We start from the raw sequence: 13,579 nt of genomic DNA, 5'->3' as shown, positions 1-13,579 counted from the left end.
AGCTTAAATTCAGGTTTAGTGAAGCATTAAATTTTGTTAACATACGCACACTTTAATTTTCAAACACTTCAATTGTTTTCAGAGGCTAAATGTTCGATCTACTACGTCATAAAACCAGCAGTAGCAAAGCAGATATTCTATCTGGTTTAACTGTTGCTCTTGCGCTTATTCCAGAAGCTGTTGCTTTTGCATTCGTCGCACAAGTTGAACCTATGGTAGGTTTATACGCAGCCTTTATTATGGGGTTAATCACTGCTGTAATTGGTGGTCGTCCAGGAATGATTTCTGGTGCAACCGGTGCAATGGCTGTTGTCATGGTATCACTAGTTGTTGAACATGGCGTTCAATACCTATTTGCGGCGGTCGTGCTGGCGGGGATAATTCAAATATCTGCAGGTATATTTAAACTCGGTAAATTTATCCGTATTGTACCGTACCCAGTGATGATCGGATTTGTTAATGGTCTCGCTATTGTGATTTTCTTAGCACAACTTGGTCAATTCCAAGTTAAAGATGCTGCAGGCAACATGGTATGGCTAGGTCAAGAGCCGTTAATGATAATGCTTGGCTTAGTTGCTTTGACCATGGCAATTATTCATTTTTTACCAAAAATAACCACAGCTATCCCCTCTTCATTGGTGGCAATTTTAACAGTAACCGCATTAGTTGTTGGACTAGACTTAGATACACGCAATGTACTCGACTTCTTGAAAACAATGAGTGGTGATGAGCAAGCCACTATTGCTGGCAGCTTACCAAGCTTCTCAATTCCGAGTGTGCCGTTTACCTTAGAAACCCTTTATATCATTTTACCTTATGCCTGTATTTTAGCGGCAGTTGGCTTAATCGAATCGTTACTAACCTTAACGGTAATCGATGAAATGACAAACAGCCGTGGTCGTGGTAACAAAGAATGTGTTGGTCAAGGTGTGGGTAACATTACCAGTGGCTTCTTTGGCGCAATGGGCGGTTGTGCGATGATTGGTCAATCAATGATTAACATCAACTCTGGTGGTCGTGGCCGTTTATCTGGTATCACAGCTGCACTAGCTTTACTTGCGTTTATTCTGTTTGGTGCTGCGTTCATCGAAATCATTCCACTTGCCGCATTGGTCGGTGTAATGTTCATCGTGGTATTAGGCACGTTTGAGTGGGCAAGTTTTAAAGTCATGCGTAAAGTACCTAAGCATGATGCTTTTGTTATTGTGTTAGTGACAACGGTAACCGTATTTACTGACTTAGCCTTTGCTGTGTTTGTTGGTGTTATTGTGTCTGCACTTGTATTTGCATGGGAGCACGCTAAACACATCAACGTTGAAACCAGTACCGATGCTAACGATTGGAAAGTCTATAAACTGAATGGCCCGCTGTTTTTCGGCTCAGTTTCAAACTTCCTAGAGTTATTTGATGCTGCTGGCGATCCTGAAGATGTGATTGTGGATTTCCAAAACTCACGTGTTGCTGACCACTCAGCATTAGATGCTATTGATACCTTGGCAGAACGTTATGTTGCTGCGGGTAAACGACTGCATTTAAGACATCTAAGCCCTGACTGTAAAGAGTTACTACATAAAGCACGTGACTTAGTTGAGATTAATGTTATCGAAGATCCACACTACAAAGTCGCAGATGATGCACTTGACTCATAAAATACGTTAGCCATTTAAAGCTAATTTATACATAAAAAAGGCGAACTATTCAGTTCGCCTTTTTTATGTTAATACGTTATTGATATCTTAAAAACTGGCATCTTTACTCACTTTTTTAATATAGCCTCAAACTGTTTCATCGCTTGTTCGAACTTAGGCTTAATTAAAATTTGGCAATACGGCTGCTCTGCATTATTGGCAAAATAATTTTCATGAAAACTCTCTGCTTGATAAAACGCTTCAAACATTGTTACTTCTGTCACAATAGGTTTAGGCCAAATACCTTGCTGAATCAGTTTACTGATAGCAATAGTCGCAGCATCAACTTGTTTGGCATCATGAGTAAAAATAACCGAACGATATTGAGGGCCTTTATCATTGCCTTGACGGTTTAATGTCGTCGGATCATGAATCGCAAAAAATACCGCAAGTAATGTTTGATAACTTATCACGTTAGGATCATAAGTCACTTGAACAACTTCTGCGTGGCCAGTAGTTCCACTGGTGACCGCTTCGTAATGCGCATCTTCAGTTCCACCGCCGCTATAGCCAGAAATTACAGATTCAACACCGTCTAGACGTTGGAATATCGCTTCGATACACCAAAAACAGCCAGCACCGAAAGTTGCTAGCTCCATCGACTTTGCTTTTGCTGAACGTTCATTTTCAATTTCTTCTTTGCTTTTAAACACCATCGAAGTTGAATTGACACAATGACGTGTATTTTTACCCGTTAACATTTCGCCTTTAAAAACATGGCCAAGATGGCCACCGCATTCGTGGCAGGTAATTTCTGTGCGTTGACCATCAGCATCCAGCGTTCTATCTATAGCACCGTGAATTTCGTCATCAAATGCTGGCCATCCACAGTAAGCATTAAATTTAAATTCGCTTTTATATAATGGGTTTAAGCATTTTTTACATAAGTACAAGCCTTCTGCATCATGATTGACGTACTCTCCACTAAATGGACGTTCAGTTCCTTTTTGCTCAATGACATACTTTTCAAACTCAGTTAATTCGTTCATTTGCATCGTCCTAACTTCAATCTAGACCTTCATACTTTAAAGCAATTTTTCAGATATGGCAGTATGCCGAATAAAGATCACTAATTCGACTTATTAGACCTGTTTTTACTTCAAAAAATTGCGACAAAGTGTGACCAAGGTTAAAATCAGCATGGGTCAAATAAAACAATAAGTAGAAAATATGAAATTAGAAACCATTGATTACCGCTCAGAAGATTGCGCAAAGCAATTTGTTGAGTCATTACGTGAGACCGGATTTGGTGTTTTATCAAATCACCCTATTAGCAAAGAGCTCGTAGAAACCATCTATAAAGAATGGTATGAGTTTTTTCAATCAGAACAAAAACAGGATTTTCTGTTTAAACCTGAAACCCAAGATGGCTTTTTCCCAGCATCAATATCTGAAACGGCAAAAGGACATACAGTAAAAGATATCAAAGAATATTTTCACGTATACCCTTGGGGTCGTATTCCTGAATCATTAAAACAGAATATTCTTGCTTACTATAAACATGCAAATCAACTCGCCGCTGAACTACTCGGCTGGATTGAACAGTATGCACCCGAGGACGTCGCCAAGCACTTCTCTATTCCTTTACCTAAAATGATTGAAGATAGTCAAAAGACATTATTAAGAGTGTTGCACTATCCACCAATGTTAGGTGATGAAGAACTGGGTGCAATCCGAGCAGCTGCCCATGAAGATATTAACCTTATCACTGTCTTACCAGCAGCGAATGAACCAGGGTTGCAGGTTCAAACCAAGGACGATACTTGGATTGATGTCCCAAGTGACTTTGGTAATATCATTATTAATATCGGCGACATGCTACAAGAAGCCTCTGGTGGTTATTACCCTTCGACATCGCATCGTGTGATCAATCCAGAAGGCACAGATAAAACTAAATCAAGGATCTCTTTGCCACTATTTTTACATCCTAACCCTGAAGTTGTGCTTTCTGAACGCTATACTGCAGACAGTTATTTAATGGAAAGATTAAGAGAACTTGGTGTAATTTAAGTTTGTTAACGTTTCCAAGCAGTTTAAAGCGTCTTTTGGCGCTTTTTTTTATCTTTTAGAGGCATAACAAGGTAGAATATGCCCCCCTTGTAAGTAGTGGTTTAAAAAAGGCAAACTCATGGCAATTCAATGGTACCCAGGACACATGCACAAAGCTCGTAAAGAGATTGAAGAGGCAATGCCTCAAGTCGATCTTGTCATCGAGGTTTTAGATGCACGTATTCCATACAGTAGCGAAAACCCTATGGTGTCAACGTTAAGGGGCGATAAGCCATGTATCAAATTACTCAATAAATCTGACTTAGCCGATCCTGAAGTCACTGCACGCTGGATTGAATACCTTGAACAAGAGCAAGGCGTTAAAGCAACAGCCATTACCACGCTTCAACCTGGGCAAGTTAAGAGCATTCCTGATATTTGTCGTAAATTAGTACCAGCTCGAGACAAAGTAGAAAAAGATATACGTACGATGATTATGGGGATCCCAAACGTCGGAAAATCAACCATTATCAACACACTGGCTGGCAGAACTATCGCTAAAACTGGTAATGAGCCAGCTGTGACTAAGCGTCAACAGCGTATTAATCTCAAAAATGGCATTGTTCTATCAGACACGCCAGGCATCTTATGGCCAAAAGTTGACAATGAATCAAGTAGTTACCGCTTGGCAGTAACCGGTGCCATTAAAGATACCGCAATGGAATACGAAGATGTTGCTATGTTTGCGGCAGAATATTTCTTACAAGCTTATCCTAAAGCGATTTGCGAGCGATACAAGCTCGCAGAGCTTCCGGAAACTGATATAGAATTACTCGAAGCGATTGGCCGTAAACGTGGTGCACTTAGACCTGGTGGCCGTATCGATTTACATAAGGCGTCTGAATTATTACTGCATGAATTCCGCTCAGGAAAAACAGGTTTACTAACACTAGAAACGCCTGAAATGGCAGAAGTTGAAAAAGCCGAAGTCGCTAGACTGTTAGCTGAAAAAGAGGCTTTAAAGCAACAAAAACTTGAACAAGAAAAGCTAAAACGCTCAGGCAAGCGACACCAACAAGGTTAACGAACAAAAAAGGCTTACCACTCGGTAAGCCTTTATTTTAAGACAGTTTGTTTACGATATTTTCTTTGCCAACTGACTTAAACTCGCTTCAAGCAAATCAAGAACTAATTCAAAACCTTGCTCGCCACCATAGTAAGGATCAGGCACTTCCCTTGCTTCCCCTTCCGTATCTGTAAAAGATAATATCAACCGCAGTTTATGTTGATATTGAGCAGGACAACGCCTCAGCAAGTCATTAAGATTATTCTTGTCTGCCGCAAGTATTAAATCAAAGTGTTCAAAGTCGCTATCGAGTACTTGCCGCGCCTGCATATTGGTAAAATCTAATCCTCTCTTCTCACCTGCTGCTATAGAGCGAGGATCTGGTGGATTGCCTTGATGATATGCAGCTGTCCCCGCCGAATCAATTTCTACCGCTAATGAAAATGATTTGGCTTGTGAACGAAACACCGCTTCAGCGCTGGGTGAGCGGCAAATATTACCTAAGCAGACAAACAATACCGATTTTATCTTACTGAAATCCACTTTACTGGTAACGTTACGTGTATTAGTCAAGCTCACTAAATTCCTCCTCACCGTGTTAACGGCTCAATTCTATATAAACCTAGACATAAACTCTATTGCTCATACTTATTCATTATTCATTATTCTTGTTATTGTTATTGCGACTCTCTAACACGCAGAAAATGAGCGAACCGTGGAATGCCATTTTTAGTGAGCCCTAAATATTGATAAGTAATAATAGCGCCCAAAGGAGGCGGATTACGTCGTAGCTCATTAGAAAAACCAGAACCTAGATTGAACTGTTTTCCATTTGGCATTTCAACCTTAAGTGACCCCATCAAGCCTTCGAACTTTCCTTTGCCTTCATTAAAACCAATAACTCGCGCTTCAGCATCATATTTAGGTTTTAACTTTACAATATTCTGACTGCGGCCAATTTGATAATACCCAGATTTAAGATGAAGCATTAACCCTTCACCATTGTTTTCAATAACATAATCAAGTTGAGCCATTAATTGCGCTGTAGAGACAAGCTCCTGTTGCTCTATCGCCTCAATATATCTACTTTCTAAGGCTATTTGTTGCATTGCTTTTACGCGCTCAACAAACATCCCCCCATGCTCTGGCAAGTCAAAAATCATATATTTTACCAACTTCCACTCAGCATGATGTGAATGTGAACTGCGAGCTAACGCTGATACCGCATCAAACTCACCTTGCTTAATCCAAAGTTCTCCATCTAATGCTGTTTTGGGGAAATCTGCAGTAAACCAATCGGGTAAAATCATGACTCTTCCCGAACGCGACAGCATTTGATTTCCATCCCAATAGCCTCTTACTCCATCAAGCTTTTCACTGATCAAGTATTGAGTAACATCGGTGTCGGTTTGGTAACGCATAGCGAGTTGGAGCGCGGGCTTATTATTAGCATCTACGGCATCTGAAATCAGCAAAGCCATAAACACAATTAAGACTGACAATATAAATCGAAACATAGTAGCATCCTTGCTAATTTGAGTGATGGTGGTGGCAATATCCTATCGTACTTATTTACGGTTCTTTATTTATTGAACTCATTGATTATACTAACCATTTTAAAAACCAATATTTAAAATGATTAATGATTCAAATACAGTTTAGTCAAATATGGCTGATTTGCTTATTTAGCTTACAATGCTAAAGGTTTAGGACATATCATCAATAATTAGGTCACCTATGAAACCCACTAATAATCACGGTATTAAACGCATCATACGAGCAACAGGTTTTTCATTTAAAGGGTTAACCAGCGCTTGGAGAAATGAAGCTGCTTTTAGACAAGAACTAATATTATGTCTTTGCCTTGTTCCCATCGCTTTAATAGTCGATGTCAGTGTGATTGAAAAAATCCTCATGATCATGACACTATTTATTGTACTGATAACTGAACTACTTAACTCAGCGATAGAAGCCGTGGTCGATCGCATTAGCGATGAAATTCACCCACTAAGCGGCCAAGCAAAAGATGTTGCCTCTGCAGCAGTATTTCTCAGTTTATTATTATGTGGACTGACTTGGATAGGGATTTTAACTCATGCTTACCTGCTTTAACCTATTCACAATTTAGCGGTTCAGCCATAATGTGTTCAGGCTTTCATGCAATACGGTTTAATAAACCAATAACTTTTTCAATTTCATTCATTCGCTCACTTGTTAGCGCATAGGATGCATAAACGTGGCGCCGGATTTCTTTCACATCACAAACTCGATGCAATTTGCCGCAGGCAATATCCTCTGTCACCATAACTTCAGGTAAAAATGCACACCCTTTATTTTGGATAATAAAGTCATGGGCAATTTGCGCTGAACTCGTATGCAAAACGGGTAATGGAAGTGCTGTTAACTCTTGTGCATGAGTAATATTAAAAGCAGTGCCCCAATCCACTTTGACATAGTGCGAAAGAGCCAAATCAGAGATATGCAAATTAGCTTGAGTGGAAACAAGTAATAAATTTACTTGGCTTAAGGTAATTGTATCAATGCCATCAATATGGAAAGGATCGAAGCTTAATGCGATGTCCAGTGTCGTTTCTGCCATCTTTTTTGCCATCACAGCTGAAGTAATCACATCAGTACGAAGCGACAGGCCGTGTTCAGTTTTATATAAAGGTTGTATTGCCCTTTTTAAATAACTTTCCCAAATATTATGGCCCATGCCTATCGACAACTGAACACTGTGCTGCTCTATTAAGGAAACATCTTGCTTGGCGCGTTCCAGAGCAGTTAATACGGCATTAGCATGGGCTAACATTCGCTCACCCGCAGGAGTTGGTTTGATATTATTGCGTTCACGATCAAATAAAATAACACCTAGCAATGATTCAAGCTGTTTTAGCCTAAAACTGACTGCACTGCGGGTGATATATAAGTTATCAGCAGCCTTGCCAAAGTGACGAGTACGATAAACTTCAAGAAACGTTTTTAATAAATCAGTATCCATAATGGATTTTTACTCAATGTCTAACAAAACATAAACAGTCTAATCGCGATTTATAGCAAAATTATGGCAGCGTGTAATCAAATTTAATTTACGCATATGACTTAAGTATAGGACTTAGTTGAAGCAGCTTTTCTTTAACCATTTGGGGTATATTTCTCCACACCTTACTCGTTACATATTTGTTAATGCACAGTCAAAAAGATGACATTTAAAGTTCTTCTGACACATTAAATAATGCTAATTTAAAGATGATTAAAACGTGCTAGCTAAATAAATAGTAATGAAAAAAAGCCGACAAGCAATAACCATAAACCATTGAAATAAAACAATTTAAAATAGACTTATAGTTCTATAGTTTTACCGCCAAATGTTTAATACGAATAAATCGTGATCTTAGTTCTCATTTTTACAATTTTGCAGCAACAAAAGCTTCACATTTAGTTACATAATGTTAGTATGACTACATAATAAGATATAACCCTGATTAACAATAACAATAAAAGCACAGTTTACTGATTTAAGTAATTTTAAAGTGCGGAGAATAAATGTTAAAGCAAGCCTTCGTAGGACTTTTAGCTGCAGCCAGTTTTTCTGGCCATGTTAATGCAGATGAGTATAAATTCACCATAGGTGCTTTTTATGCCAGTTCCGACTCCACCATGCTTGTTAAAAGCGCCAAAGATACTAATAGTTATTATTTATTAGATTTCGAAGATGATCTGCTACTTACTGAAGATCAATTCCTGCCTTTTTTTGAATTCACATATAGTTTTAACGACCGCCACAATATCTATCTTGACTGGAAGTCGCTGCACCGTAACGCTGATACACCTCAATTAGGATTTGATATCGAAATCCCTGAGTTTGGTGATAACGATGATAATTTTTTAATTGATGGTGAAGCCAAAATTTCGACAACCTTAAATATTGATATTCTTCGATTAGGCTATGGCTACGACATTTGGGAAGGTGATAATTATACAGTGGGTGCTTCAATCGGCTTACATACAATGTTTGTTGAAACCGTATTTGAAGGCAATATAGGCTTATGTGAAAGCCGAAGCGATCCAAATGCCTTGTGTGACACAGCAACTTTTACCCCTCGTATTGTTGATAATGCCCTTACCGCTCCGTTACCTGATGTAGGTGTTTACGGAAGTTATGAGTTTTACCCTGGCTGGGTATTTAATGCTCATGCACAATACTTTGCGATAAAATATGACAATGTAAAAGGTTCTTTAGTTGATATTCGAGCTGGGGTTCAAGCTATTATTTGTGAGAACTGGCATTTATCATTAGCCTATAATTATTATGATGTTGATGTTGATATTGAGCAATCTCGTAGTATCTTAGACACTGAATTTAGAACCTTTGATTATAATATTAATTACAGTTTCACTGGCCCAATGTTTGCGGTATCTTATTCTTTTTAATATAAATTGAGCATCCTATCTTATGGTGCTGAGTTTGACGTTATTTTTAAATCATTTAGCAAGTTGAACGCGTTCAAGAAAACTAAGCCCTCATTGGCCAAATTGTATTTAATTCAGCTTGGCCTAAAATTAGTACAACGTTTTAAACTCCTGCCTTAATTCGCTAAGTGATGTATCAGAGATGAGGGATTAAATGTCTAACGAGCTACTGAAAACAGCGGCATTAAATTTAAAAAAAGCTGTCCCATTGATGCTAAAACATAGCATCCCTACCACGCCAACCAATTATGCTCTCTGGTATGCTTACGTTTCAGAGTCTAATCCAAAATTAAACATTGCGCTTGATGCTACGATTGCACAAAACCAACAGTACTCTCCGACTTCGAGCGAGTTACTATATCGACAACATATTGCCGATCCTGTTGAATTAGACGTAAGAAGCATGCGCCAGAACCTAGATGCAATGGTTTGCGAACTGTCTCAATCTCTTAAAGACACCAACCACGATACAACCACTTTTCAAACAAAAATCCAAAAAGAATTCAGCAAATTAGCAGAACTGGAAAATCAAGGCTTTTCGTTGGAACAAGTGATAAAAGTTGTCAAAAATATCGTCAGCGAATCTGCAAACATTCATTCAAGTACAACCAGTTTTACCCAGCAGCTTGATAAAGCACAATCAGAAATCAATGCCTTAAAACAACGTCTAGCGGAAACCGAAAAAGATGTGCTTTATGACGCATTAACAGAAGCATTAAATCGGCGTGCATTTGATGATGACATTTCTGCGTTGGTCAATCAGTCGCCCAATGGAGCTTGTTTAATCCTAATTGATATTGATCACTTCAAGCAGTTTAATGACACTTACGGCCACCAGCTAGGGGATTTAGTACTTAAAGTGGTCGCTAAACGCTTACAAGAATCTTGTCGAGATGGTGTAAAACTCTATCGATTTGGCGGTGAAGAATTTGCAGTAATTATCCCCAATAGCCAACAACGCGTAGCAAGACAACTTGCAGAAGCAATGCGCCGATCAATAGAAAAACTCAGTGTAAAAGACCGCCGTAGTGAAACTCGCATTGATAATATTACTGCGTCTTTTGGGGTTAGCGAGTGGAAGCACCAGCAAACAAGTAGTCAACTGATTGAAAGTGCAGACACTCTACTATATGAAGCTAAAAGGCTAGGTAGAAACAGGGTCATGCCAATCTCAAATTAGGCGATGACTGCCGTTGACTTTTTTAGCCGTCACCACATAACGATAATCACTGTTGGCTGATAAATCTTCAAATGGATAGCATGTAATCAAGGTTAATTGATTATCCGTTGTCATATCTAACACCTCGGTTTGTGTTTCGTGAACAATATCGGTACTTACGATAAGGTATTGCTGTAACACGCCTTGGGATGTTTGTAGCTCAACAATGTCGCCTCTTTTGACATTTTGTAAAGGCAGAAAGTGGGTATCTCTATGCCCCGCAATGATGGTATTACCCTGCTCGCCAATCCCAGCTCCATTAAGCAATAAACTAGGACCAAAAGCGAGGTTTCTGCCAGAAGCACCTGCTAGTACAAACATAGGCTGACCAATTGGGTAAAAATCATGTTCTTTATCAGCAAAGAGTTTAAGCTTCCCAACTGGATGTGTGTCAGCCCAGCGCCAAGGTTTATGAGGACGCTGATCGGCTAAGGTTTTAGTCCACGCTTGTTCAATAAGAAATTGCGCAAAGTTTGCTTTAATTTGCATATACGCTCCATGTGATAAAAAACTCAGCCCAATCAAGGCTACACTGCAAGGAATAATCCATTTCATAGAAATCATAAGCAAGCCTCCTCATTAGGTTTCTTCGGTAATATCAATTTCTGACCTGGTAAATACCCTTTTAACCAACAAGCATTTAATAAGGCTATCAGTAACAGACTAAGCCCAATTAGCACATTCAAACGACTTGAGGTTGCGGTTTGTGGAAGCACTCCTACTGATTGATTTCTTCCTGCTGGCAGATGTCTCTTCACTTGTTTTTGCACGGCCATCTCTGCCATAGGTTTAACCGGTGTAGTATCAATGGCAACCAAACTCGTTTGTGAAGTCACTAAGTGATACTTCATACCAAGCGCTTCAACTTGTTTTTTAATCCGCTGCTGATTCGCTTGTGTGCGAGTTGCTTCAATAGCCTGAATTTGTGCATTAGCCCACAGCAAATCTAGCCCACTAGCATTGTGACTTGCAGAGGTATTGTCCTGACGTTTAATCTGTTTTTGCCAGTACTGACCTTGGGTATAACCCGATACAATAAAGTCTTGTTGATTGTAAGCTGGCGACTTAACACTGACCAATATGGGCTCATTTGTGTACAAATCAGGAATTTGTGCTGGCCAATAATCTGGTATTGTCCCATCGGCATACGTCAAAGAAACATTGGTGGCAACTGGTTTTTCAATTTTTGCCATTAACTTAGTTATTTTTTGGTTCACTTCTGATGTATTACCAATATAAGTAAACGTACCTCGACCAAATAAAGCCGCGCGCTCCATAAAGTAAGAATTTGGAGCAGCGCCAATACCGACTGTAAATAAACGGCTTTGTCCTAACTCCGCTTCAATCTGTTGAAAAATGCCATGTTCATTACTCACTGCGCCATCGGTAATAAAAATAACTTGTCTTAAAAAGTGGCTTATATCAGATACTGCTTGTGCTTGCTCAACCTGTAACGCCGCAGATAAGGCTTTGCCAATTTCAGTTCCGCCATTGGCTTGCAACCCTTTTACAAACTGATGCGCACGGCCAATATTACTACTTGTGCCAGCGAGAGACTGCTGAGATAGCCGATTAACATTATGATTAAACTCATAAATATTAAACTTATCTTGAGCCCTTAACCCAGCTAATGCATAGAGGATAGATTGCTTAGCTTGTGAAAGCGCAGCACCCTGCATCGAACCAGAGGTATCAATCACTAGAATTAACTCTCTGGGTGTATGTGAGGTATCTTCAGTATGCTTTTCACTTATCAGTGGCGGCGATAGCATCACAAGATCATATTGAACATCTTTCAGTCCAGATACATGAGGTGAATTATCATTTTTTGAGTTAGCCGAATCAGTCTTCTTCTGATGGGTTTGGCCCTGCTGAGAAAATACTGCAGCGATTGGTTGATAAGACTCTTGATGCTCTGCCCGCCATTGAAGCACAAAATCTTTATTCGCTTTTTCTGGCTTGGCAAACGAAACAAGCCATTGCTGATGATTCGAAAACGACTGAACTTGAGCTGCTTGTCGCACCTTAGCGATCTTGTGGTAGGGACTTGTTATCGCCTCTGCTTTCACATCAAAACCCGCATCTAAATTTACCGTCATATTCACCATTAATGCGTTATGATTTGACTCTTCCAGCCCCACATTCAAGTCTTGCTGCAAGTATGGGTCGGACAAGATTTCAGACTGAGTTTCGTCAATGAAATATTCAGGTAAGTAACGAGTGACGATATCAGGTAACTTGCTCGAAAGAGGTTGATAAGACAAATAAGAATGCTGTTTAATGTCCGCGTTACTTTTTTCGGCTGATGACGCCAAGCCTTGTTGGCTATCTTGTCGTTGTAAATGCGCCGGTGTATAACGGGGGGTAATCGTCATAGGAAAGCGTAAGCTAAACATGCCTTCTTTATAATTCAGCTTCTCTTGATAAGTGATCTCCACAATTGCAGTTTCGCTAGGGCCCAAATTCGCGATCTCAGTGGTAAAAATATTGGGCCGTTGCTGGCTCACTAAACTTGCTCTTTTACCTTGAGATTTTGCCTTTTCAAAATTAGCTTTTGCTTGCTTTTTAGGCTGAATAACACCTTCAATACTACGATCGCCAATAATTAAGCGCATACTGTCTACGGCACTGTTATGAGATAAAGGAAACACATAACTGCCATTTATCCACTCAGACGAATTATTCATAAAGGTTTGCTTAACACTCACCCTATTTGTCCAGCCAGAAACATTCATTGTTACATCCGTGCTTAACGGCAAGCTTTCATACTGTTGACCACCTTGCTGATAACGTAGTACTCCTTGGGTGACTTCTTGATACCGACTTTCAATCGGAATCACCGTTTCGAGATCAGTTGTAACCGATGTAGCCATGGCATAAACAGGAAACAATACACTTAAAACCATTAGTCCAAGTAACACAGATGCAGATACGCTGTAGCCGAGTATTGATTGACCACAGTTGTTACAACTTCTATCACTAGGAGTTGGCTTATTAGATTCATAACCTGACAGGCATGCCTTATCGGCAATGGCGTAGCAGTGTGCTTTTGAGTTGATACCTTTCATTTGCTCTCTCCATGAATTCAATATCGCCCTAAACCAATACCTAATGGCACCTTGCTCAAGGCGATAATGAAGTAGG

12 protein-coding genes are annotated in these 13,579 nt (G+C 39.6%); 6 read left to right on the top strand and 6 right to left on the bottom strand.

Annotated elements, in window-relative coordinates:
* The first annotated feature begins 89 nt into the window (after positions 1–89).
* The gene (locus AN944_RS09725) at positions 90–1,649 is read left to right on the top strand and encodes a SulP family inorganic anion transporter (RefSeq protein WP_055024415.1); all 1,560 of its coding nucleotides are present in this window, start codon (positions 90–92) and stop codon (positions 1,647–1,649) included.
* A 107-nt stretch (positions 1,650–1,756) separates the two neighbouring features.
* Here AN944_RS09725 and AN944_RS09720 read toward each other — a convergent pair whose 3' ends face one another.
* A complete protein-coding gene (locus AN944_RS09720; protein WP_055024414.1) occupies positions 1,757–2,677 on the bottom strand; it encodes a bifunctional methionine sulfoxide reductase B/A protein in 921 nt (306 codons plus the stop codon).
* A gap of 181 nt (positions 2,678–2,858) precedes the next feature.
* Here AN944_RS09720 and AN944_RS09715 point away from each other — a divergent pair, with 181 nt between their 5' ends.
* Positions 2,859–3,698 (top strand): isopenicillin N synthase family oxygenase, encoded by an 840-nt coding sequence (locus AN944_RS09715; protein WP_055024413.1) that lies wholly within the window; start codon positions 2,859–2,861, stop codon positions 3,696–3,698.
* Between the two features lie 118 nt (positions 3,699–3,816).
* Positions 3,817–4,761: a ribosome biogenesis GTPase YlqF gene (gene ylqF, locus AN944_RS09710; RefSeq protein WP_055024412.1), complete on the top strand. Its 945-nt coding sequence runs from the start codon at positions 3,817–3,819 to the stop codon at positions 4,759–4,761.
* Between the two features lie 51 nt (positions 4,762–4,812).
* Here ylqF and AN944_RS09705 read toward each other — a convergent pair whose 3' ends face one another.
* Positions 4,813–5,286, bottom strand: a complete 474-nt coding sequence (locus AN944_RS09705; protein ID WP_055024498.1) for a low molecular weight protein-tyrosine-phosphatase — start codon at positions 5,284–5,286, stop codon at positions 4,813–4,815.
* A gap of 134 nt (positions 5,287–5,420) precedes the next feature.
* Complete coding sequence (locus tag AN944_RS09700; RefSeq protein ID WP_082419979.1) at positions 5,421–6,260, bottom strand: DNA ligase; 840 nt, start codon at positions 6,258–6,260, stop codon at positions 5,421–5,423.
* Positions 6,261–6,480: 220 nt separating this feature from the next.
* On the opposite strand from AN944_RS09700, the gene AN944_RS09695 reads away from it, so the two are divergent.
* Complete coding sequence (locus AN944_RS09695) at positions 6,481–6,855, top strand: diacylglycerol kinase (protein WP_055024411.1); 375 nt, start codon at positions 6,481–6,483, stop codon at positions 6,853–6,855.
* Between the two features lie 43 nt (positions 6,856–6,898).
* On the opposite strand, the gene AN944_RS09690 is transcribed toward AN944_RS09695, so the two are convergent.
* Complete coding sequence (locus tag AN944_RS09690; protein ID WP_055024410.1) at positions 6,899–7,744, bottom strand: LysR family transcriptional regulator; 846 nt, start codon at positions 7,742–7,744, stop codon at positions 6,899–6,901.
* A gap of 545 nt (positions 7,745–8,289) precedes the next feature.
* Here AN944_RS09690 and AN944_RS09685 point away from each other — a divergent pair.
* Both AN944_RS09685 and AN944_RS09680 read left to right on the top strand, forming a co-directional pair.
* The gene (locus AN944_RS09685; RefSeq protein ID WP_055024409.1) at positions 8,290–9,177 is read left to right on the top strand and encodes a hypothetical protein; all 888 of its coding nucleotides are present in this window, start codon (positions 8,290–8,292) and stop codon (positions 9,175–9,177) included.
* Between the two features lie 193 nt (positions 9,178–9,370).
* On the top strand, positions 9,371–10,396 hold the full coding sequence (locus AN944_RS09680; RefSeq protein WP_055024408.1) for a GGDEF domain-containing protein: 1,026 nt from the start codon (positions 9,371–9,373) through the stop codon (positions 10,394–10,396).
* On the opposite strand, the gene AN944_RS09675 is transcribed toward AN944_RS09680, so the two are convergent.
* Positions 10,388–10,990, bottom strand: a complete 603-nt coding sequence (locus tag AN944_RS09675; RefSeq protein WP_225442265.1) for a class GN sortase — start codon at positions 10,988–10,990, stop codon at positions 10,388–10,390. The genes AN944_RS09680 and AN944_RS09675 overlap by 9 nt on opposite strands.
* 5 nt (positions 10,991–10,995) lie before the next feature.
* Positions 10,996–13,503, bottom strand: a complete 2,508-nt coding sequence (locus AN944_RS09670; protein ID WP_055024406.1) for a marine proteobacterial sortase target protein — start codon at positions 13,501–13,503, stop codon at positions 10,996–10,998.
* Positions 13,504–13,579: the final 76 nt, after the last annotated feature.

This window comes from Shewanella sp. P1-14-1 (assembly GCF_001401775.1).
GTDB classification, from domain to species: Bacteria; Pseudomonadota; Gammaproteobacteria; order Enterobacterales; family Shewanellaceae; genus Shewanella; species Shewanella japonica.
This window is presented reverse-complemented; position numbering and strand designations above follow the sequence as displayed.

Coding starts and splice junctions, on each gene's coding strand:
- AN944_RS09685 (WP_055024409.1), top strand. CDS start 8,290: ATGTTAAAGCAAGCCTTCGTAGGACTTTTAGCTGCAGCCAGTTTTTCT.
- AN944_RS09725 (WP_055024415.1), top strand. CDS start 90: ATGTTCGATCTACTACGTCATAAAACCAGCAGTAGCAAAGCAGATATT.
- AN944_RS09675 (WP_225442265.1), bottom strand. CDS start 10,990: ATGAAATGGATTATTCCTTGCAGTGTAGCCTTGATTGGGCTGAGTTTT.
- AN944_RS09695 (WP_055024411.1), top strand. CDS start 6,481: ATGAAACCCACTAATAATCACGGTATTAAACGCATCATACGAGCAACA.
- AN944_RS09670 (WP_055024406.1), bottom strand. CDS start 13,503: ATGAAAGGTATCAACTCAAAAGCACACTGCTACGCCATTGCCGATAAG.
- ylqF (WP_055024412.1), top strand. CDS start 3,817: ATGGCAATTCAATGGTACCCAGGACACATGCACAAAGCTCGTAAAGAG.
- AN944_RS09700 (WP_082419979.1), bottom strand. CDS start 6,260: ATGTTTCGATTTATATTGTCAGTCTTAATTGTGTTTATGGCTTTGCTG.
- AN944_RS09690 (WP_055024410.1), bottom strand. CDS start 7,744: ATGGATACTGATTTATTAAAAACGTTTCTTGAAGTTTATCGTACTCGT.
- AN944_RS09680 (WP_055024408.1), top strand. CDS start 9,371: ATGTCTAACGAGCTACTGAAAACAGCGGCATTAAATTTAAAAAAAGCT.
- AN944_RS09720 (WP_055024414.1), bottom strand. CDS start 2,677: ATGAACGAATTAACTGAGTTTGAAAAGTATGTCATTGAGCAAAAAGGA.
- AN944_RS09715 (WP_055024413.1), top strand. CDS start 2,859: ATGAAATTAGAAACCATTGATTACCGCTCAGAAGATTGCGCAAAGCAA.